The sequence below is a fragment of the Pseudomonas vancouverensis genome (assembly GCF_004348895.1).
GTDB lineage: Bacteria > Pseudomonadota > Gammaproteobacteria > Pseudomonadales > Pseudomonadaceae > Aquipseudomonas > Aquipseudomonas vancouverensis.
In genome coordinates this window covers 118,384-138,527 of the sequence record NZ_RRZK01000019.1, presented here as the reverse complement: position 1 = coordinate 138,527, position 20,144 = coordinate 118,384, and the positions used below count along the sequence as shown (strand labels likewise).

At 60.2% G+C, this 20,144-nt stretch carries 18 protein-coding genes; 10 read left to right on the top strand and 8 right to left on the bottom strand.

Features of this window, described 5'->3' with window-relative positions:
* Window positions 1-64: 64 nt before the first annotated feature.
* The gene (locus EIY72_RS14880; RefSeq protein WP_093227147.1) at window positions 65-976 is read right to left on the bottom strand and encodes a LysR family transcriptional regulator; all 912 of its coding nucleotides are present in this window, start codon (window positions 974-976) and stop codon (window positions 65-67) included.
* A gap of 175 nt (window positions 977-1,151) precedes the next feature.
* Here EIY72_RS14880 and amaB point away from each other — a divergent pair, with 175 nt between their 5' ends.
* The 9 genes from amaB to EIY72_RS14830 all read left to right on the top strand — a co-directional run bounded on the left by amaB (window position 1,152) and on the right by EIY72_RS14830 (window position 12,203).
* Complete coding sequence (gene amaB / locus EIY72_RS14875) at window positions 1,152-2,642, top strand: L-piperidine-6-carboxylate dehydrogenase (RefSeq protein WP_093227144.1); 1,491 nt, start codon at window positions 1,152-1,154, stop codon at window positions 2,640-2,642.
* 156 nt (window positions 2,643-2,798) lie between these two features.
* Complete coding sequence (gene amaA, locus EIY72_RS14870) at window positions 2,799-4,082, top strand: L-pipecolate oxidase (protein ID WP_093227141.1); 1,284 nt, start codon at window positions 2,799-2,801, stop codon at window positions 4,080-4,082.
* A 364-nt stretch (window positions 4,083-4,446) separates the two neighbouring features.
* Window positions 4,447-5,580, top strand: coding sequence for an ABC transporter substrate-binding protein (locus tag EIY72_RS14865; protein WP_093227138.1), 1,134 nt, complete (start codon window positions 4,447-4,449; stop codon window positions 5,578-5,580).
* A gap of 239 nt (window positions 5,581-5,819) precedes the next feature.
* Window positions 5,820-6,734, top strand: a complete 915-nt coding sequence (locus tag EIY72_RS14860) for an ABC transporter permease subunit (RefSeq protein WP_093227135.1) — start codon at window positions 5,820-5,822, stop codon at window positions 6,732-6,734.
* 3 nt (window positions 6,735-6,737) lie between these two features.
* On the top strand, window positions 6,738-8,021 hold the full coding sequence (gene livM, locus EIY72_RS14855; protein WP_093227132.1) for a high-affinity branched-chain amino acid ABC transporter permease LivM: 1,284 nt from the start codon (window positions 6,738-6,740) through the stop codon (window positions 8,019-8,021).
* A complete protein-coding gene (locus EIY72_RS14850; RefSeq protein ID WP_093227129.1) occupies window positions 8,018-8,890 on the top strand; it encodes an ABC transporter ATP-binding protein in 873 nt (290 codons plus the stop codon). Before livM ends, EIY72_RS14850 begins: the two co-directional genes overlap by 4 nt.
* A complete protein-coding gene (locus EIY72_RS14845) occupies window positions 8,887-9,603 on the top strand; it encodes an ABC transporter ATP-binding protein (protein ID WP_093227127.1) in 717 nt (238 codons plus the stop codon). The genes EIY72_RS14850 and EIY72_RS14845 overlap by 4 nt, the downstream gene beginning before the upstream one ends.
* Before the next feature lie 750 nt (window positions 9,604-10,353).
* Window positions 10,354-11,115, top strand: coding sequence for an SDR family oxidoreductase (locus EIY72_RS14835; protein ID WP_093227125.1), 762 nt, complete (start codon window positions 10,354-10,356; stop codon window positions 11,113-11,115).
* A gap of 182 nt (window positions 11,116-11,297) precedes the next feature.
* On the top strand, window positions 11,298-12,203 hold the full coding sequence (locus EIY72_RS14830; protein ID WP_093227122.1) for a cation diffusion facilitator family transporter: 906 nt from the start codon (window positions 11,298-11,300) through the stop codon (window positions 12,201-12,203).
* Between the two features lie 77 nt (window positions 12,204-12,280).
* On the opposite strand, the gene EIY72_RS14825 is transcribed toward EIY72_RS14830, so the two are convergent.
* The 7 genes from EIY72_RS14825 to EIY72_RS14795 form a co-directional block, all read right to left on the bottom strand.
* On the bottom strand, window positions 12,281-13,414 hold the full coding sequence (locus EIY72_RS14825; protein WP_093227120.1) for an AGE family epimerase/isomerase: 1,134 nt from the start codon (window positions 13,412-13,414) through the stop codon (window positions 12,281-12,283).
* Window positions 13,415-13,604: 190 nt separating this feature from the next.
* Window positions 13,605-14,177, bottom strand: a complete 573-nt coding sequence (locus EIY72_RS14820; RefSeq protein ID WP_093227118.1) for a HupE/UreJ family protein — start codon at window positions 14,175-14,177, stop codon at window positions 13,605-13,607.
* A gap of 29 nt (window positions 14,178-14,206) precedes the next feature.
* The gene (gene ureG, locus EIY72_RS14815) at window positions 14,207-14,821 is read right to left on the bottom strand and encodes an urease accessory protein UreG (protein WP_093227116.1); all 615 of its coding nucleotides are present in this window, start codon (window positions 14,819-14,821) and stop codon (window positions 14,207-14,209) included.
* Between the two features lie 23 nt (window positions 14,822-14,844).
* A complete protein-coding gene (locus EIY72_RS14810; RefSeq protein ID WP_093227114.1) occupies window positions 14,845-15,519 on the bottom strand; it encodes an urease accessory protein UreF in 675 nt (224 codons plus the stop codon).
* On the bottom strand, window positions 15,516-16,016 hold the full coding sequence (ureE, locus tag EIY72_RS14805) for an urease accessory protein UreE (RefSeq protein ID WP_093227112.1): 501 nt from the start codon (window positions 16,014-16,016) through the stop codon (window positions 15,516-15,518). Before ureE ends, EIY72_RS14810 begins: the two co-directional genes overlap by 4 nt.
* A 313-nt stretch (window positions 16,017-16,329) precedes the next feature.
* On the bottom strand, window positions 16,330-16,962 hold the full coding sequence (locus EIY72_RS14800; RefSeq protein WP_093227110.1) for a TetR family transcriptional regulator: 633 nt from the start codon (window positions 16,960-16,962) through the stop codon (window positions 16,330-16,332).
* Window positions 16,963-17,133: 171 nt separating this feature from the next.
* Window positions 17,134-17,646, bottom strand: coding sequence for a hypothetical protein (locus EIY72_RS14795; RefSeq protein WP_093227108.1), 513 nt, complete (start codon window positions 17,644-17,646; stop codon window positions 17,134-17,136).
* A gap of 387 nt (window positions 17,647-18,033) precedes the next feature.
* Here EIY72_RS14795 and EIY72_RS14790 point away from each other — a divergent pair, with 387 nt between their 5' ends.
* On the top strand, window positions 18,034-20,103 hold the full coding sequence (locus EIY72_RS14790) for an AsmA family protein (RefSeq protein WP_093227106.1): 2,070 nt from the start codon (window positions 18,034-18,036) through the stop codon (window positions 20,101-20,103).
* Window positions 20,104-20,144: the final 41 nt, after the last annotated feature.

Here is a 20,144-nt window from a genome sequence, read left to right as displayed (position 1 = left end):
GCATATCCGAGGGCGCAATGGCCAGTCATTTCTTGGATCGCTCCCACAGGTACAGCATGACAGCCTACATTGGCGACACCGGCGGGCTATCAATCTGCTCCAGCATCCATTTCACGAAATCCCGCACTTTCGGCACTTCCGCCGAATGCTCCGGATACGCCAAGTAATAGGCGTCGGTGCTGGGCATCGCATGCTGCCAGGGAATGACCAGCTTGCCGTCGGCCAGTTCCTCTTCCACCAGAAAGCGTGGCAACAAGGCGACACCGCAACCGACCTGGGCAGCGCGGATGCACATATAGAAGGTTTCGAAGCGCGGCCCGTGGTAGCTGTGCTCGGTGTGGTAGCCCTGATGATCGAACCAGTCGTGCCAGGCCTGTGGGCGTGAAGCGTTTTGCAGCAGCACCAGATCGGTCAGTTGTGTCGGGTCGGTGAATGGCTTGTCAGGCAGGCTGCCGGGGGCACAGACGGGAACAAGTTCTTCCCCGAACAGCTTCAGGCATTCGGTACCGGGCCGTGAGCCCTGGCCGAAGTAGAACGCCAGGTCGCTGCGACCCTGCAACAGGTCGTCGGCTTCCTGCTCACTGCACAGGTCCAGATGGATCGATGGATGCCGCAGGCGCCAGCCCTTGAGACGCGGCACCAGCCAGCGTGCGCCGAAGGTGGGCGGCGTCGAGACGCGCAGGACTTCGGTTTCGCCGCCATAGGAGCGCAGGTAGTGGGTCGACATCTCGACCTGGGTGAGGATTTTTCGTACTTCAACCAGGTACAAATCACCGGCAGGGGTCATTTGCAGGCGGCGGCGCACCCGGCGAAACAGTAAGTGCTGCAACAGTTCTTCCAGTTGCGCGACCTGTTTGCTCACGGCGCTTTGAGTCAGGTTGAGTTCTTCGGCGGCCCGGGTGAAGCTCAAATGCCGGGTGACGGCTTCGAAGCACTGCAACGCAGCAATCGATGGCAGGTAGCGTTTATTGAGCATGGACGGTCCTTTGTTCTTGTCGCTTTATTACCAGCAATGCACAGCATGAATAAACGGAATGATATCTCTCTTAAAGGTCGTTTGTTGAGTAACCTGCGGGCAGCTAAAACTACAGGTCTGACCAGCCGCGACATGGCGGCTGTACATGTTCTGTCTTTTGCTTGAGGAGTGACCCATGGTTGCCGCATTGCTTGATCGTCTAGGTGTGAACCCGGCCCTGTACCAGAACGGCAAGGTGGCGGTGCATTCGCCGATCGATGGCAGCAAGATCGCCGCCGTGAACTGGGAAGGCGCGGCCGAAGTCGAGCAGCACATCAGTCGCGCAGATCATGCGTTCGAACTGTGGCGCAAGGTTCCGGCGCCGCGCCGTGGCGAACTGGTCCGCCAATTCGGCGAAGTCCTGCGCGAATACAAGGCCGACCTCGGTGAGCTGGTCTCCTGGGAAGCCGGCAAGATCACTCAGGAAGGCTTGGGTGAAGTGCAGGAAATGATCGACATCTGCGACTTCGCCGTCGGCCTGTCCCGTCAACTGTACGGTTTGACCATCGCCTCCGAGCGTCCTGGCCACCATATGCGCGAAACCTGGCACCCGCTGGGCGTTGTCGGCGTGATCAGCGCCTTCAACTTCCCGGTTGCGGTCTGGGCGTGGAACACCACGCTGGCGCTGGTTTGCGGCAACCCGGTGGTGTGGAAGCCTTCCGAGAAAACCCCGCTCACTGCACTGGCCTGTCAGGCCCTGTTCGACCGCGTCCTGAAGAATTTCAGCGATGCGCCACCGCACCTGAGTCAGGTGATCATTGGCGGCCGCGATGCCGGTGAGGCCCTGGTCGATGACCCGCGTGTGGCCCTGATCAGCGCCACCGGCAGCACCCGCATGGGCCGTGAAGTGGCACCGAAAGTTGCCGCGCGTTTCGCCCGCAGCATCCTTGAGTTGGGCGGCAACAACGCGATGATCCTCGGCCCGAGCGCCGATCTGGACATGGCCGTTCGCGCCATCCTGTTCAGCGCCGTTGGCACTGCCGGTCAGCGTTGCACCACCCTGCGTCGCCTGATCGCCCACGAATCGGTGAAAGAGGAAATCGTTACTCGCCTGAAAGCGGCGTATTCGAAAGTGCGCATCGGCCATCCGCTGGAAGGCAACCTGGTCGGCCCGCTGATCGACAAGCAAAGCTTCGACAACATGCAGGATTCGCTGGAGCAGGCCCTGAGCGAAGGCGGCAAGGTGTTCGGTGGCAAGCGTCAGCTGGAAGCGCAGTTCCCCAATGCTTACTACGTATCGCCTGCCATCGTCGAAATGCCGGAGCAGAGCGACGTAGTTTGCCACGAAACCTTCGCGCCGATCCTGTACGTGGTCGGCTACAGCGACTTCCAGGAAGCGCTGCGTTTGAACAATGCCGTACCGCAAGGCCTGTCCTCGTGCATCTTCACCACCGACGTGCGTGAAGCCGAACAGTTCATGTCCGCGGTGGGCAGCGACTGCGGCATCGCCAACGTCAACATCGGCCCGAGCGGCGCGGAAATCGGCGGCGCGTTTGGCGGTGAGAAAGAGACCGGTGGCGGTCGCGAGTCGGGCTCCGACGCGTGGCGCGGCTACATGCGTCGTCAGACCAACACCGTGAACTACTCGCTGGAGTTGCCGTTGGCACAAGGCATTACGTTTGACTGATATTTCAGCCACGCGGTGACCCCTGTGGGAGCGAGCTTGCTCGCGATGGCGTCGGCACTTTCAACAATGAGGTGACTGAAAAGACGCTGTCGCGAGCAAGCTCGCTCCCACACTGATTTGTGTGGGTTGGTTGGGTTTCATTTTCGGAGTCTGGCAATGCCGTTACGCGAAGAGTGTCTGTGGGAAAAACTGACGCCGCAAAGGCCGGACAATACGGCCCTCAAGGGTGAGGTCACGGTGGATGTCTGCGTCATCGGCGCCGGGTTCACCGGTTTGTCGGCGGCGGTGCATCTGCTGGAGCAAGGCAAGAGCGTGTGTGTACTGGAGGCCCATCGCGCCGGCCACGGTGGTTCGGGGCGCAATGTCGGGCTGGTCAATGCCGGGATGTGGATTCCCCCGGACGAGATCGAGGCTGGATTCGGCACCGAAGTCGGCAGCCAGCTCAACCGCATGCTGGGGGCGGCACCCTCTCTGGTGTTCAGCCTTGTGGATAAATACAACATCGATTGCCAGTTGCGCCGTGAAGGCACGCTGCACATGGCGCATAACGCCCGTGGCGAAGCCGACTTGCGCAGTCGTGAAGAACAATGGAAACGCCGTGGCGCTCCAGTGGAATTGTTGACTGGTCAGGCCTGCGAACAAGCGACCGGCACCAAAAAGATCGCCGCCGCATTGCTCGACCGCCGTGCCGGTACGCTCAACCCGATGGCCTACACCACGGGGCTGGCCAAGGCGGCGCTTGGCCTCGGCGCGAAAATGTTCGACCACTCCCCGGTGACGCGCCTGGAAAAGCAAGGCCAGCGCTGGTCAGTACAGACCGCGCAGGGTTCGGTGATGGCCGAAAAAGTAGTCATCGCTTCCAACGCCTACACCGAGGGCGACTGGACCGAACTGCGGCGCAACTTCTTCCCCGGTTATTACTATCAAGTGGCATCGGTCCCGCTGACCGAGGATGCTGCGCAACAGATCCTCCCCGGTGGCCAGGGTTCCTGGGATACCCGTCAGGTCCTCAGCAGCATTCGTCGGGACAAGGACGGGCGCCTGTTGCTGGGCAGTCTCGGCAATGGCAATCAGAAGCCGGCCTGGTTCCTCAAGGCCTGGGCCGATCGTGTGCAGCAGCACTATTTCCCTTACCTGAAACCGGTGGAGTGGGAATGCACCTGGACCGGCTGCATCGCCTTCACCCCTGATCACCTGATGCGCCTGTTCGAACCAGCGCCCGGTCTAGTGGCAGTCACCGGCTACAACGGCCGTGGCGTGACCACGGGGACGGTCGTCGGCAAAGCCTTCGCCGACTATCTGTGTAACGGAAATCCTCAATCCTTGCCGATTCCCTTTGCCCCCATGCAGCCATTGGCAGGGGTGGGCTTGCGTAGCTGTCTGTACGAGGCGGGTTTCTCGCTGTATCACGCGGGCCAGTGCTTGCGGATCGTCATCTGAGTGGGGATTTTTGTGCTTGGAAGCGGCGCTTTTTCGATCAGCAGCTAGCCTGTAATGGTGCGGGTTGTAGCAGTCCCGCACCAGCAGTGTGCACTTCGGTGACGCACGATGTTACAGGCTGGTTGCACGTCGTTTGGTGCCGCGGTTGCAATGATGGCGCAGTCGGGTTGCGCCTCATGATTTACAGGGTTTCACCTTCCGCGGTTTAGACGGTTGCACGCCCAATGAAAATGGGCCCCAAACAGTCGAAAAAACAATAAAGCAACGACTTGTTCAAGAATAAAAAACCGATGGCACGGCCCTTGCTCAGAGCATTCAGTGAAGTCGCAGTGCCAACTAAAAAAAAACCTTGGAGCACCACCTCATGTCCCATACGTTTTACAAGAAAGGCTTTCTGGCTCTCGCAGTGGCAACTGCGCTGGGTGTTTCTGCGTTTGCACAGGCTGACGTGAAAATCGGTGTGGCGGGCCCGATGACTGGCGCCAACGCGGCGTTCGGCGAACAGTACATGAAGGGTGCACAGGCAGCGGCTGACGCGATCAACGCTTCGGGCGGCGTCAACGGGGAGAAAATCGTCCTGGTCAAGGGCGACGATGCGTGCGAACCGAAGCAGGCTGTGACGGTCGCCAAGGACCTGACCAACCAGAAAGTGGCAGGCGTTGTCGGTCACTTCTGCTCGTCCTCGACCATTCCGGCTTCAGAGATCTATGACGAGGCTGGCATCATCGCCATCACTCCGGGTTCCACCAACCCACAGGTGACCGAGCGCGGCTTGAGCGCCATGTTCCGTATGTGTGGTCGTGACGACCAGCAAGGCATCGTCGCCGGCGACTACATCGTCGACGTCCTCAAGGGCAAGAAAGTCGCGGTCCTGCACGACAAGGACACCTACGGCCAGGGTCTGGCGGATGCCACCAAGGCACAACTGGAGAAGCGTGGCGTCAAGCCAGTGCTGTATGAAGGCCTGACCCGTGGCGAGAAAGACTTCAGCGCCGTGGTGACCAAGATCCGTGCCGCCGGTGCCGACGTGGTCTACTTCGGTGGCCTGCACCCGGAAGCCGGTCCACTGGTTAAACAACTGCGTACCGAAGGCCTGAAAGACGTGAAATTCATGTCCGACGACGGCATCGTGACCGACGAACTGGTGACCACCGCAGGCGGCCCGCAATACGTTGACGGCGTGCTGATGACCTTCGGCGCCGACCCACGTCTGCTGCCAGAGAGCAAGACCGTAGTAGACGCCTTCCGCAAGGCCGGCACCGAACCTGAAGGCTACACCCTGTACGCCTACGCTTCGGTCCAGACCCTCGCTGCGGCCTTCAACGGCGCCAAGTCCAACAAGGGCGAAGACGCTGCCAAGTGGCTCAAGGCCAACCCGGTCAAAACCGTCATGGGCGAGAAGACCTGGGACTCCAAAGGTGACCTGAAAGTCTCCGACTACGTGGTTTACCAGTGGGACGCGACCGGCAAATACCACCAGCTGGAAAAACAGAAGTAAGGGCTGACGCGATCATCTGAACGCCACAAACCCCTGTGGTAGCGGGCTTGCTTGCGAATGCGGGTGTCAGTCGCCATCAACGGTAGCTGATACACCGCTTTCGCGAGCAAGCTCGCTCCCACAGGAGGATGTGGAAGCCTGGGTGATCGCGCTCTGACATTGCTCCGACGTAAATCTGTATTTTCCTTAGAAGAACCGCGCAGACATATGTGCAGGTTCTCATTGCGTGAGATTGCGTTATGGATGGTATTTTCCTGCAGCAACTGGTCAACGGCCTGACCCTCGGGTCGGTCTATGGCCTGATCGCCATCGGCTACACAATGGTCTATGGCATCATTGGCATGATCAACTTCGCCCACGGCGAGGTTTACATGATTTCCGCTTACCTCGCGGCAATCAGTCTGGCTCTGCTGGCTTACTTCGGTATTGAATCCTTCCCGCTGCTGATGCTCGGCACACTGGTCTTCACCATCGTCGTCACGGGGGTGTATGGCTGGGTCATTGAACGTATTGCCTACAAACCACTGCGCAACTCCACCCGGCTGGCACCGCTGATCAGCGCCATCGGGATTTCGCTGATCCTGCAAAACTATGCACAGATCGCCCAGGGTGCCAAACAACAAGGCGTACCCACCTTGCTCACCGGTGCATGGCGCGTCGAAGTCGGCAGCGGCTTCGTCCAGCTCACCTACACCAAGATCTTCATCCTGGTCGCTGCTTTCGCCGGGATGGCCCTGCTCACCTACATCATCAAGTACACCAAGCTCGGCCGCATGTGCCGTGCCACCCAGCAAGACCGCAAGATGGCCTCGATCCTGGGGATCAACACCGACCGGGTGATTTCCTACGTGTTCATCATCGGTGCAGCGATGGCGGCCCTGGCCGGCGTGCTGATCACCATGAACTACGGCACCTTCGACTTCTACGCAGGCTTTGTCATCGGCATCAAGGCGTTCACCGCCGCAGTGCTCGGCGGGATCGGTTCGCTGCCTGGCGCCATGCTTGGCGGGATCATTCTCGGCATTTCCGAGTCGCTGTTCTCCGGCCTGGTCAACTCGGACTACAAGGACGTGTTCAGTTTCTCGCTGCTGGTCCTCGTTCTGGTCTTTCGGCCTCAAGGCCTGCTCGGCCGTCCTCTTGTGTCGAAGGTGTAAGCGATGTCTTCAACCACTCATAAAACAATCGATATCAAAAAAAGCCTGGTTGACGCGATTCTTGCCGGCCTCATTGCCCTGATCGTGTTCGGCCCGATCGTCGGCGTCGTGCTCGACGGCTACAGCTTCATCATGGAACCGACCCGGGTGGCCTGGATTGTCGCCATCGTCATGGCCGGTCGTTTTGCCTTGAGCCTGTTCCTGCAAACGCCCAAGGGCCTGAGGATCCTCGAAGGGTTCGAGGTCACCGGCTCCGGTGTTCACGTGCTGCCGCCCGACTACAAGTCGCGGCTGCGCTGGGTCATCCCGCTGGTCATCCTGATCGCCGTGGTGTTCCCGTTCTTCTCCAACTCCTATCTGCTGGGTGTGGTCATCCTTGGCTTGATCTACGTGCTGCTGGGGTTGGGGCTGAACATCGTGGTCGGCCTGGCCGGTCTGCTCGATCTGGGTTATGTGGCGTTTTATGCCATCGGTGCCTATGGCCTGGCGCTGGGTTACCAGTACCTGGGGCTGGGGTTCTGGACGGTGTTGCCGCTGGCGGCGATCACCGCCGGGCTGGCGGGGTGCATCCTCGGCTTCCCGGTATTGCGCCTGCACGGTGACTACCTGGCAATCGTGACCCTGGGCTTTGGTGAAATCATCCGGCTGATCCTCAACAACTGGCTGTCCCTGACCGGCGGCCCGAACGGCATGCCGGCACCACTGCCGACCTTCTTCGGCCTGGAGTTCGGCAAGCGCGCGAAGGACGGTGGTGTACCTTTCCACGAGTTCTTCGGCCTCGCCTACAACCCGGACGTGAAGTATTACTTCATCTACACCGTGTTGTTCCTGGTGGTACTGGCTGTGCTGTACATCAAGCATCGCCTGGTGAAAATGCCGGTGGGCCGCGCCTGGGAAGCCCTGCGTGAAGACGAAATCGCCTGCCGCTCCATGGGCCTGAACCACGTACTGGTCAAGCTCTCGGCGTTCACCATCGGTGCATCCACGGCCGGTCTGGCGGGCGTGTTCTTCGCCACCTACCAAGGCTTCGTCAACCCGACCTCCTTCACCTTCTTCGAGTCGGCGCTGATTCTGGCCATCGTCGTGCTGGGTGGCATGGGTTCGACCATTGGCGTCGTGATCGCAGCCTTCGTGCTGACCGTGGCGCCGGAACTGTTGCGTGGTTTCGCCGAGTACCGAGTCCTGCTGTTCGGCATCCTGATGGTGTTGATGATGATCTGGCGACCGCGCGGCCTGATTCGGATCAGCCGTACCGGTGTGACCCCGCGTAAAGGAGTAGCGCCATGAGCGAAGTCGTACTCAGTGTCGAAAAACTGATGATGCACTTCGGCGGCATCAAGGCGTTGAACGATGTCAGCCTGAAGGTCGAGCGCAATTCCATCTTCGCCCTGATCGGCCCCAACGGCGCCGGCAAGACCACGGTGTTCAACTGCCTGACCGGGTTCTACAAGGCCAGCGGCGGCAAGATCGAACTCAATGTGCGCGGCGACAAGACCAACGTCATCAAGCTGCTGGGCGAGTCGTTCAAACCGACCGATTTCGTTTCGCCGCGATCCTTCGCCAGCCGCCTGTACTACAAGATGTTCGGCGGCACGCACCTGGTCAACCGTGCCGGGCTGGCGCGGACCTTCCAGAACATTCGCCTGTTCAAGGAAATGTCGGTGCTGGAAAACCTGCTGGTGGCCCAGCACATGTGGGTCAACCGCAGCATGCTCGCCGGCATTCTCAACACCAAGGGCTACCGCAAGGCTGAAAGCGACGCGCTGGACCATGCGTTCTACTGGCTGGAGGTGGTGGACCTGGTGGACTGCGCCAACCGACTGGCCGGTGAACTGTCCTACGGCCAGCAACGCCGCCTGGAAATCGCCCGGGCCATGTGCACGCGGCCACAGATCATCTGCCTCGACGAACCGGCCGCCGGCCTCAACCCTCAGGAAACCGAAGCGCTGAGCGCGATGATCCGGCTGCTGCGCGACGAGCACGATCTGACCGTGGTGCTGATCGAACACGACATGGGCATGGTGATGAGTATTTCCGACCACATCGTGGTGCTGGACCACGGCATTGTGATTGCCGAGGGCGGGCCCGACGCGATACGTAACGACCCGAAAGTGATTGCCGCCTACCTGGGCGCCGACGAAGAGGAGGTGGTATGACCGCACCTATCCTCGAGCTCAAGGAGCTGGACGTTTTTTACGGGCCGATCCAGGCCCTGAAAAAAGTCTCGCTGCACATCAACGAAGGGGAAACCGTCAGCCTGATCGGCTCCAACGGCGCGGGCAAGTCGACGCTGCTGATGTCGATCTTCGGTCAGCCGCGTGCGGCGGACGGGCAGATCCTCTATCAAGGCGTGGACATTACCCACAAGTCATCCCACTACATCGCTTCCAACGGCATCGCACAATCGCCGGAAGGGCGCCGGGTGTTCCCCGACATGACCGTCGAGGAAAACCTGCTGATGGGCACCATCCCGATCGGTGACAAATACGCCAAGGAAGACATGCAGCGCATGTTCGAGCTGTTTCCGCGGCTGGAAGAGCGACGCACTCAGCGTGCAATGACCATGTCCGGCGGCGAGCAGCAAATGCTCGCCATCGCCCGAGCCTTGATGAGTCGACCCAAGCTGCTGTTGCTCGACGAACCAAGCCTTGGGTTGGCGCCAATCGTGGTCAAACAGATCTTCGCGACCCTGCGGGAACTGGCCAAGACCGGCATGACCATTTTCCTCGTGGAACAGAATGCCAACCATGCCTTGCGCCTGTCGGACCGGGCCTATGTGATGGTCAACGGAGAAATCCGCATGACCGGCAGCGGCAAGGAGTTGTTGGTCAACGAGGATGTGCGCAACGCTTACCTCGGCGGTCATTGAGTTTTTAATGTTATGCACAAGCCCCGGCGAGCAATCGTCGGGGCTTTTTACATCTCCCAAGTAGCACTCCCCGCAGGTTTTTGAATGGGCCTGCGGGAAATTGTGGAAAACAATATTCCAAAGCTCCGAAAGCGCGACATAAAGCCGCTGCAAATCGTTGTTTTGTCATCGTTTTGACTTGTCCCCGTTTGCTGTGGAACTGGCTGTGAATAACGTGGGAGTAGCTGGCTGAAAGCCTTGCAAAGCGTGGCTTGCAGAGCGGTGGTTGTTTTTTGAGCAGGTGTTTTTGAGGGAGCAGGAGTGCACTTTGTCAACCTTTTTGTTGGTGCCTGAAGCAGGCCCGAACCGAGTGGACAAGCCTGTGGATAAGTCTGTGACTAAACTCTGGAAAGACCTGGCTGAAGGCCGTAGTTACTGGCCTCGCGCCATTGTCGGTTTGACCGTGTGGTCGAGAAATTGGACAGGGGCAACACGGGGGACCCTTGAGGGTCAAGCAAAAAACTTTCGAAAACACTCGCAAAGCCATATGGGCAGCGGCTTACAGCTTTTCCACTTGCCCCCAAAGACTGTGGATCGGCCTGTGGATAACGTGCGCGCACATGGCTGCAAGCCACGGTCGCTGCGGGATTGACTGGGTTGTTCGTTTTTTGAACAGCTGCGTGGTGGTTGCTGCTCCGGACAAGGGCGGGCATGCTGCCTGCTGATTTTCTATTCCAATGGCTGGTACTCAGCCACAGCTAGGAGAACACGATGTCCAACACCCTGTTTATTACCGGCGCAACTTCCGGTTTTGGTGAAGCCTGTGCCCGTCGTTTTGCCGAGGCCGGCTGGAAACTGGTGCTGACCGGCCGTCGTGAAGAACGCCTCAATGCGCTGTGCGCCGAGCTGTCGAAGCAGACCGAGGTCCATGGCCTGGTGCTCGATGTACGTGACCGCAAGGCCATGGAAGAGGCCATTGCCAACCTGCCGCCGTCGTTCGCCAAGCTGCGCGGGCTGATCAACAACGCGGGGCTGGCCCTGGGTGCTGATCCGGCGCCCAAGTGCAGCCTTGACGACTGGGACACCATGGTCGATACCAACATCAAGGGCCTGATGTACAGCACGCGCCTGTTGTTGCCGCGCCTGATTGCCCACGGCCGTGGCGCCGGTATCGTCAACCTGGGCTCGGTCGCTGGCAACTATCCGTATCCGGGCAGCCACGTGTATGGCGGGACCAAGGCCTTCGTGCAACAGTTCTCCCTGAGCCTGCGCTGTGACTTGCAAGGCACTGGCGTGCGCGTCAGCAACCTCGAGCCCGGCCTGTGCGAAAGCGAGTTCTCGCTGGTGCGTTTTGCCGGCGACCAGGCGCGTTACGACGCCACCTACGCCGGTGCGGAGCCGATCCAGCCGCAAGACATCGCCGAGACCATTTTCTGGATTCTCAATGCCCCGGCGCACATCAACATCAACACCCTGGAGCTGATGCCGGTAAGCCAGAGCTGGGCCGGGTTTGCCATCGAGCGCAAGGCTTAAGACCGCGTCACGGCCATCGCGAGCAAGCTCGCTCCCACATTGATTTTCCGGTGATCACAAATCCGGTGTGGGAGCGAGCTTGCTCGCGATGACGTCGAAACTGACAACGCCGGACATCAGCTAGACTCCTCCCTCAAGCAAATCGCCACAAGCGGCGGTTTAGAGGTTTTCGAGGAGATCCGGTGCGCAATCGAATCGAGCAGAACCTGCTCAAGCAATCCACATTCCTGATGCTGATCGTGACCTTCGCCGGGATCATCACCGGGTTTGTCTCGGGCGCCCAGTCGATCCTCTTCGATGGCTTCTTTTCGCTGATCGCGGCATTCATCAAGGTGTTGATGCTGATCACCTCGCGGCTGATCGCCAAGGAGAGCAATCAACGCTTCCAGTTCGGCTCCTGGCATCTGGAACCCATGGTGCTGGTGATCGAGGGCAGTTTCATTTTCCTCGTCGCCATCTATGCCTTTCTCAACGGTGTGTTCGGGATTTTGAGCGGGGGCCGCGAGGTCGTACTGGGGCTGGTGATCGTCTATGCGGCGGTCTTCACCGTCATCGAACTCATTTATTACTTCTACGTCCGTCATCGCAATCGCACGCTCAACTCATCGCTGATCGGCTTCGACAACATCAGTTGGCTGGTGGATGCGATGTTGTCGGCAGGGCTGCTGGTGAGTTTCCTCATCGCGCTGTTGCTCAAGACCCAGGGCTATGACGAGTGGGCGGTGTACGTCGACCCGATGATCCTGATTCTGCTGGCCTTGGGCATGCTGCCCCCGGCCTACAAGATTCTCGGTCCGGCGTTGCGCGATGTGTTGGGCATTGCCCCGAACCAGTTGGACGAGAAGGTGCGGCAGGTGATGGACGTGGTCAAGGTCGAGCACGGTTTCGACGACTACATTTCTTACGTTCAGAGGCACGGGCGTGCGTGTTTCATCGAAATTCACATCGTTTTGCCGAAGGATTACTGGCTCGACGGCGTAGGGCAACTGGACAGTTTGCGCGAGGAGATTTCCGCGAAACTTGGCGAACCGGATGCCGCGCGATGGCTGACCATCAGCTTTACCGGCGATCGCAAGTGGATTGAGTGAGGAGCGGCGGTTCCTTCGCGAGCAAGCTCACTGAAGACCTGATGGGAGCGAGCTTGCTCGCGAAAGCGCCGGATCAGTCAGCCAAGATACTCAGCCAAACCGCGATAGCAGGTCGCCAGGTGATAAGGCGTGGTCGACGGCATATCGCGACGGCTCACTGCCCCGTGCTCATCCCGGCACTCATACCAGCCACCAGCGTGCAGCGAGCGTTGCTGCAACGCCTGCAACTGACGCAGGACATGGGCCTCGCTGTCTGGGCGCAAGGTCAAGGCGCGCAGGTATTCGGCCTGGGCCCAGATGCGCTGCGTGGCATCGCGGGTGCCGCCGTTCGGCCCGAGGTCGAGCATGGCCCGCACAGCGCCGGTCTGTTGATCGACACCCAATTGCTCGGTGAACGCAAAAGCCCGTTCCAGCGAGGCATGCAGGGCGCAACCGCGCAGCAGCTCGGAGGACTCCAGCAAGTAATACCATTCGAACTGATGACCCGGTTCAAACCAGTTATCCACAGAGCCCAGCGGTTTTTCCATCAACACGCTCTGTTGCGGATCGATGAAGCGCGCCTGCATGGCTGTGCATAACTCGACGAGGGCCTGTTGCACCGCAGGGTCTTCGCGTACCGCCAGTGTGGCGAGGAAGGCCTCGGCCAGGTGCATCAGCGGGTTTTGCAACGGGCCGCTGGCCAGTGACGACCAGTCACGGTCGAGCACAGCGTCGTAAAGGCCGTCGCCTGTTGCGAAGCGCTGCGCGATGACTTCCAGGCAGGCGTTGAGTACCGACTCCACCAACGGCTCACGGACCTTGTCCCAATAGTGGGCACAGGCGAACAGAATGAAGGCATGGGTGTACAGGTCTTTGCGTTGATCCTGCGGCAGGCCCTGGGCGTCGATGCTGTAGAACCAGCCACCGTGCTCGGCATCGTGAAAGTGCCGCTGCAGGGAGCGGAACAGCGCGCTGGCACGTTCCTCTGCGCCGGGCACCTGACCGATCAGGCTGGCAAACAGGTACAACTGCCTTGCGCAGGCCATGGCCCGGTAGCGTTGAGGCGGCAGTGGCCGGTGTTCGCCATCCAGCGCCTCGTAAGGCAACGCCATGTCGGCGTTCCAGCCCGGGCCTTGCCAGAGCGGCACGATGACGTCCACAAAGTGCTGTTGCACCGAGGCAAACAGGGTGGTCAATTCAGGCTGGGAGGCGGAGCGGGAAACAGGCGGCATTGGCTGGCGTCGTCACGGCAGGGTTGATTGCGCGACATGTTAACAGGCCTGAGAGGTGTGGTGGCTGTCAGGCCGTCATCGCGAGCAAGCTCGCTCCCACAGGATTTGTGCCGATCCACGATGATGTGAGCAACATACAACCCGTGGGAGCGAGCTTGCTCGCGATGAGGCCAATGCAGGCGCCAGTGAATCAACCCGCCAACAACCACACACCCATCGCCGCCGAGGCCGCACCTGCAATTCGCACCAGTGGCGCAGCGGCCTGAGGCAACACCCGTACTACGGCATATCCGGCCGTATGCAGCGCTGCTGTTGCCGCCACGAAACCTGCCGCATACGCCCACGGACTCGACATGTCAGGCAGCTCCAGGCCGTGAGCCACACCGTGAAACAAGGCAAACAGCGCCGTTGCGGCCACCGCCAGGCTCAACGGCGGGCGCACCGCCAAGGCCACCGCCAGGCCCAGCGCCAGCACCGATGCGGCAATCCCGCTCTCCAGCGCCGGCAGGTTCAGCCCTTCAAAACCGAGCAACCCGCCGAGCAACATGGTGCCGACGAAGGTGCAGGGCAGCGCCCAGCGCGCCGCGCCTTGCTGTTGTGCCGCCCACAGACCCACGGCGAGCATCGCCAGCAAGTGGTCGAGACCGCCGAGCGGGTGACTGATGCCGGCGATCAAACCGTTGTCACCGTGCCCGGGATGGGCAAAGGCGATGGCCGGGGTCAGCAGCAGGGCGAGGGCGCCAAGAATGCGCTGGAGTGTCATGGTTGAGCTTCCTTGTTGATAAGTCGTGATCAGGCGGCGGTCAGCAGGCCCTGGCGTTCGATGAAGGCGATGATCTCTTCCAGGCCCTGGCCGGTTTTCTGGTTACTGAAGACGAACGGCTTGCCGTTGCGCATGCGTGTCGTGTCGCTGTCCATCATCGACAGCGATGCGCCTACCAAGGGCGCCAGGTCGATCTTGTTGATCACCAGCAGATCGGATTTGCAGATGCCCGGGCCGCCTTTGCGCGGCAGCTTGTCGCCGGCGGATACGTCGATCACGTAGATCGTCAGGTCGGACAGCTCCGGGCTGAAGGTCGCAGAAAGATTGTCGCCGCCAGATTCCACCAGAATCAGGTCCAGCCCCGGAAAGCGCCGGTTGAGCTGATCCACGGCTTCGAGGTTGATCGAGGCATCTTCACGAATCGCCGTGTGCGGGCAGCCGCCGGTTTCCACGCCTATGATGCGCTCCGGCGCCAGGGCTTCATTGCGCACCAGAAAGTCAGCGTCTTCGCGGGTGTAGATGTCGTTGGTGACGACCGCCAGGTTGTAGCGCTCGCGCAAGGCCAGGCACAGGGCCAGGGTCAGGGCGGTTTTACCGGAGCCGACCGGGCCGCCGATGCCGACACGCAGGGGTTGTGTGTTCATGTGCTTCTCCAAGATAAAGGGCCCTAGGAACGGAACAGTCGACTGTATTGGCGCTCGTGGGCCATACACGCCAGGGACAGGCCGAAGGCGGCACTGCCGTAGTGATCGGGGTGGATGTGGCTGGCCTCGTGCTGGGCCTGCTGCAACAGCGGCAGCAGTTCACTGGTCAGGCGCTGGGCGGCCTGCTGGCCCAGCGGCAGGGTTTTCATCAGCACCGCCAACTGGTTTTCCAGCCAGCTCCACAACCAGGCCGCCAGTGCATCCTGCGGGCTGATGCGCCAGGCTCGCGCGGCCAATGCCCAACCGAGTGCCAGGTGCGGTTCCGCACGTTGTGCAAGAAAGGCGCGGGCAGGTTCGTCGAGTTCCGGCAGGCCGTTGAGCAATTGCTGCAACGAATAGCCCATCTGCCGGCTCTCCAGATGCAATTCGCGGGTTTCGCGGCTGGCACGGTGTTCTTCGCAGCGTTGCAGCAGTTCGGCCCAGTTTTCCTCATGGGCGGCCACGCAGTGGGCGAGCAGCAGCGGCGCTTCGAAGCGCGCCAGATTCAACAGCAATTGATCACTGATCCAGCGTCGGGCGCTGTCCGGATCCTTTACGCGACTGTTGTCCACAGCCATTTCCAGGCCTTGGGAATAGCTGTATCCACCAATCGGCAATTGCGGGCTGGCCAGTCGCAGCAGGGCCCAGGCGGGATTCATGTGCGCACGCCGAACTGGTGCAGCTTCGGTGCATAGTTGAAGTCTTCGTCGCCATGTCGCGAATGATGATGGCCACCGCCGTAGGCGCCGTGCTCCGGCTGGAAGGGCGCTTCGATGCTTTCGACATGGGCGCCGAGTTGTTCGAGCATGGCTTTGAGCACGTAATCATCGAGCAATCGAAGCCAGCCATGGCCGACTTGCAGGGCGACATGGCGGTTACCCAGGTGGTAGGCGGCGCGGGTCAATTCAAAGGCATTGGCGCAAGTGACGTGCAGCAACTGTTCCGGACGGGCGCAGACACGTACGATCCGCCCGTCTTCGGCTTGCAGGCATTCACCGTCATACAGTGGCGACTGACCGCGTTCGAGAAACAGCCCGACGTCTTCCCCCTCGGCACTGAAACAGCGCAAACGGCTTTTGCTGCGGGCCTCGAACGTCAGGTGAAGTTCGGCGGCCCAGACGGGTTGAGGGTCGATTCTGCGATGAATCACCAGCATCGGAAGGCTTCCAGCAATGGGCAATGCTCAGGCTAGAGCAAGGGGCTTGCCAATCGCGGGAGGTGTAGGAAATAGCTGTCTGAAACGTAGGATAAATTACAGATAGGGAGGATTTCGCGTGAGTTTGGTGCGTGTGTTTTTCGTCGTGCACCATAGTGAGGCGCAGAAGCTCGCCGAGATTACCTGCGGGGCTTGTCGGATCACCGCATCGCCGCGATGGCGGTGTGTCAGGAGGCCTGGATATCGATCATGCCGACGCCATCGCGAGCAAGCTCGCTCCCACTGGGTTTTGTTTTAACCGGAAAAATGGGGGTTATTCGGTACTGCCGAGCCCTTGCCAGTGTTTGAGGCCGATGAAGATGAACCGCAACTGCTGGGTGATCTTGGCCTGAGGCGTCAGGTGCTCGGGCAGTGTGTCGGCGGGCGGGTCGATGATGTCCGGCAGGGTGGCGAACACGCTTTTGACGATCAGGTCGGCCATGACGCTCAGGCCGGCGATGTCGAGGTGCTGCAGTTTTGGCATCAGTGACAGATCGGCTGCCAGGTCCGAGCTGATGTCTTCGCGCAGGCGGCCAATGGCCTTTCGCACCCTTATCGATCCGCCGTACTGCTCGCGGGCCAGAAACAGGAACTGCGAGCGGTTGGCACTGACCACATCGAGAAAGATCCGCACGGACGCATCGATGATGCCGCCCATGACGAATTCGTTGTGCCGCACCAGGCGGATGGTTTCGCGAAACGTCTGGCCTACTTCGCTGACCAGCACCAGGCCCAGTTCGTCCATGTCGGTAAAGTGCCGGTAGAAACCGGTGGGCACGATGCCAGCGGTTTTCGCCACTTCGCGCAGGCTCAGGCTGCCGAATCCTCGGCCGCCGTCCATCAAGCGCCGGGCGGCGTCCATCAGGGCGTTGCGGGTTTGTTGTTTCTGTTCGGCGCGGGGCAGCATTACGAAGACGATTTCTGGACAAGAAGAGCGGGGCACTCTAGCAAATAGGCTTTGCTGGCGTCGAACGACAATCCGGGGATCTGACGGGAAGTGTGGGGTGTGTCGCGCGTACCGCTAAAAGTCAAAAGCCCAATCTGTTGATTGGGCTTTTTTTCCGGGCGGCCATGGGGCTTAGCTCAGGGCGCTGTTGCGTTCGATCACACGGTCACCACCGCCTTCAGCGAGGGTCTGGCCTTGTGGAGTGCGGTCGGAACCGTCAGCCGCCAGGGTCTGGCCTTGTGGAGTGCGATCGGAACCGTCGGCAGCCAGGGTCTGGCCTTGTGGGGTGCGATCGGAACCGTCGGATGCCAGGGTCTGGCCTTGTGGGGTGCGGTCGGAACCGTCGGATGCCAGGGTCTGACCTTGTGGAGTGCGATCGGAACCGTCAGCAGCCAGGGTCTGACCTTGTGGAGTACGGTCCGAGCCGTCCTGGGTGATCAGGCCTTTTTCTTTCAAGCGATCGTTACCACCTTCGGCCAGGGTCTGACCTTGTGGGGTACGGTCGGAACCGTCTGCTGCAACGGTCTGGGTGAACACCGAACGGCTGTCTTTGGCTTGAGGGGTGGCCTGGTCAGCGGCTGGCAAAGCAAAGGCGGTACTGGCCAGCATCGAAAGGGTAAGGCTAAGCAGTAATTGGCGTTTCATGATTGTTGTGCTCCTTGGGAGTGCTGAAAAGTGGGTACGAGGTGAATGTTACTCTCGATAAGTCGATATAAAAGTTCATAACCGCAATGGTAATAATCAACAGAATTGATTGTTTGCCGCGAAGGCTCTAGATCGGGCATTTCAGGCGGACGGTTTTGCACCGAGGTGGGTATTTTCGACCCATTTGTGCTGCGCAAAAGTGCGGGAGGGGTAACGCCATATGACCGATTGGTCAGTATTGGACTGCTGTATTTGCGCGAAATCGGTCTTTCGATTAAACCTGCGCGGCTTTTTTCAGTCGTAGATTTCATGGCAGGCCGCTTCTGGCCTACCGTTTCATCAAGGCGTCGCGGTCAGGACGCTCAGCCGTATCAGGAGCTCTGTGCAATGACGCGCACCCGTAAAATCCTCGCCTGGACCTTCGCCAGCCTCGTTCTCCTGCTGGCGGTGTTGGTGCTGATCATCGTGTTCTTCGACTGGAACCGGATCAAGCCGCCGCTCAATGCCAAAGTCTCCGAAGAACTGCACCGGGCATTTGCCATCAACGGCGACCTGTCCGTGGTCTGGCAGCGCGAGCCGGACGAAGGCGGATGGCGAGCCTGGGTGCCATGGCCGCATGTGGTTGCGCAGGACCTGAGCCTGGGTAATCCGGACTGGTCCAAGGTGCCGCAGATGGCCACCCTCAAGCGTGTCGAGTTGCGCATTTCGCCGTTGGCGTTGCTCGCTCAGCGGGTGGTGATTCCGCGCATCGACCTCACCGAGCCCAATGCCTCATTACAGCGCCTGGCTGATGGCCGCGCCAACTGGACATTCAAGTTCGACCCGAAAGATCCCAACGCCGAGCCGTCGAACTGGGTGGTGGACATTGGTGCAATCGGTTTTGATAAAGGCCATGTCACCCTTGATGACCAAAGCCTGAAGACGCAACTCGATGTGCTGATCGATCCGTTGGGCAAGCCGATTCCGTTCACTGACATAGTCGGCGACAAGGCCGCCAAAAAAACGCAGGAGCAGGGTGCGGCGCCCCAGGATTATGCGTTCGCGATCAAGGTCAGCGGCCAGTACCACGGTCAGAAGCTCAATGGCCAGGGCAAGATTGGCGGATTGCTGGCTTTGCAGGATGCGAGTCGGCCGTTTCCGTTGCAGGCGCAGGTGAAGGTGGCTGATTCCAGCGTCGAACTGGCCGGCACCCTGACCGACCCGATGAACCTGGGGGCACTGGATCTGCGCCTGAAACTGGCCGGCACCAGCCTCGGCAACCTGTATCCGCTGACCGGCGTGACATTGCCCGACACGCCCCCCTACGAAACCGATGGTCATTTGACCGCCAGGCTGCACGAGGCCGGTGGTGCGCTGTTCCGTTACGAAGACTTCAACGGCAAGATCGGCCAGAGCGACATTCACGGCAATCTGAGTTATGTCGCCAGCCAGCCCCGGCCGAAACTCAGCGGTTCGTTGCTTTCCAATCAATTGTTATTCGCCGACCTCGCGCCGCTGATCGGCGCCGACTCCAATGCCAAGCAACAGGCCCGGGGCGGCGACAGCAAACAGCCAGCGGACAAAGTGCTGCCGGTAGAAGAATTCAAAACCGATCGCTGGCGCGATATGGACGCCGATGTCGAGTTCACCGGCAAGCGCATCGTCCACAGTGAAAAGTTGCCGTTCAACGATTTGTATACCCACCTGGTGCTGACCGATGGCGTGCTCAGCCTGGAGCCGCTGCGTTTCGGTGTGGCTGGCGGCAAACTGGATGCACAGATTCGCCTGAATGGTCACACGGACCCGCTGGAGGGCCAGGCGAAACTGACTGCTCGCGGATTCAAGCTCAAACAGTTGTTCCCCGGTTTTGAACCGATGAAAACCAGTTTTGGCGAGCTTAACGGCGATGCCGATATCAGCGGGCGAGGCAATTCGGTGGCCAAGCTGCTGGGCAGCGCCAACGGCAACCTGAAAATGCTGATCAACGATGGCGCCATCAGTCGTGAGCTGATGGAGCTGGCGGGGCTCAATGTCGGCAACTATGTGGTCGGCAAGATCTTTGGCGACAAGGAAGTGAAGATCAACTGCGCGGCGGCCGACATGGGCATCAAGTCCGGTCTGGCGAGCACGCGACTGTTCGTCTTCGATACCGAGAACGCCATCATTTACATCGACGGCACGGCCAACATGGCCACCGAACAACTGGACTTGACCGTCACGCCTGAATCCAAGGGCTGGCGCCTGATTTCCCTGCGTTCGCCGTTGTACGTGCGAGGCAAATTCATCAAGCCGGATGCCGGGGTCAAGGCTGTGCCTTTGATGTTACGTGGCGCGGGGATGGTGGCGCTGGGCGTGATTGCTGCGCCAGCCGCCGGGTTGTTGGCGCTGGTGGCGCCGAGCGGCGGGGAGCCAAACCAGTGTGCGCCGCTTCTGGAGCAGATGAAGGCGGGCAAGGCGCCGAAAACGGTCAAGAACTGACGAGCATCAGCGTTTAGGATTCCAGCGCCTCAGTTTCGAGG

Excerpts from the sequence above, each read along its gene's own strand:
- EIY72_RS14790 (WP_093227106.1), top strand. The coding sequence starts at position 18,034 with ATGACGCGCACCCGTAAAATCCTCGCCTGGACCTTCGCCAGCCTCGTT.
- EIY72_RS14820 (WP_093227118.1), bottom strand. The coding sequence starts at position 14,177 with ATGACACTCCAGCGCATTCTTGGCGCCCTCGCCCTGCTGCTGACCCCG.
- EIY72_RS14850 (WP_093227129.1), top strand. The coding sequence starts at position 8,018 with ATGAGCGAAGTCGTACTCAGTGTCGAAAAACTGATGATGCACTTCGGC.
- amaA (WP_093227141.1), top strand. The coding sequence starts at position 2,799 with ATGCCGTTACGCGAAGAGTGTCTGTGGGAAAAACTGACGCCGCAAAGG.
- ureG (WP_093227116.1), bottom strand. The coding sequence starts at position 14,821 with ATGAACACACAACCCCTGCGTGTCGGCATCGGCGGCCCGGTCGGCTCC.
- amaB (WP_093227144.1), top strand. The coding sequence starts at position 1,152 with ATGGTTGCCGCATTGCTTGATCGTCTAGGTGTGAACCCGGCCCTGTAC.
- ureE (WP_093227112.1), bottom strand. The coding sequence starts at position 16,016 with ATGCTGGTGATTCATCGCAGAATCGACCCTCAACCCGTCTGGGCCGCC.
- EIY72_RS14860 (WP_093227135.1), top strand. The coding sequence starts at position 5,820 with ATGGATGGTATTTTCCTGCAGCAACTGGTCAACGGCCTGACCCTCGGG.
- EIY72_RS14880 (WP_093227147.1), bottom strand. The coding sequence starts at position 976 with ATGCTCAATAAACGCTACCTGCCATCGATTGCTGCGTTGCAGTGCTTC.
- EIY72_RS14795 (WP_093227108.1), bottom strand. The coding sequence starts at position 17,646 with ATGAAACGCCAATTACTGCTTAGCCTTACCCTTTCGATGCTGGCCAGT.
- EIY72_RS14810 (WP_093227114.1), bottom strand. The coding sequence starts at position 15,519 with ATGAATCCCGCCTGGGCCCTGCTGCGACTGGCCAGCCCGCAATTGCCG.
- livM (WP_093227132.1), top strand. The coding sequence starts at position 6,738 with ATGTCTTCAACCACTCATAAAACAATCGATATCAAAAAAAGCCTGGTT.
- EIY72_RS14835 (WP_093227125.1), top strand. The coding sequence starts at position 10,354 with ATGTCCAACACCCTGTTTATTACCGGCGCAACTTCCGGTTTTGGTGAA.
- EIY72_RS14865 (WP_093227138.1), top strand. The coding sequence starts at position 4,447 with ATGTCCCATACGTTTTACAAGAAAGGCTTTCTGGCTCTCGCAGTGGCA.
- EIY72_RS14845 (WP_093227127.1), top strand. The coding sequence starts at position 8,887 with ATGACCGCACCTATCCTCGAGCTCAAGGAGCTGGACGTTTTTTACGGG.
- EIY72_RS14825 (WP_093227120.1), bottom strand. The coding sequence starts at position 13,414 with ATGCCGCCTGTTTCCCGCTCCGCCTCCCAGCCTGAATTGACCACCCTG.
- EIY72_RS14800 (WP_093227110.1), bottom strand. The coding sequence starts at position 16,962 with ATGCTGCCCCGCGCCGAACAGAAACAACAAACCCGCAACGCCCTGATG.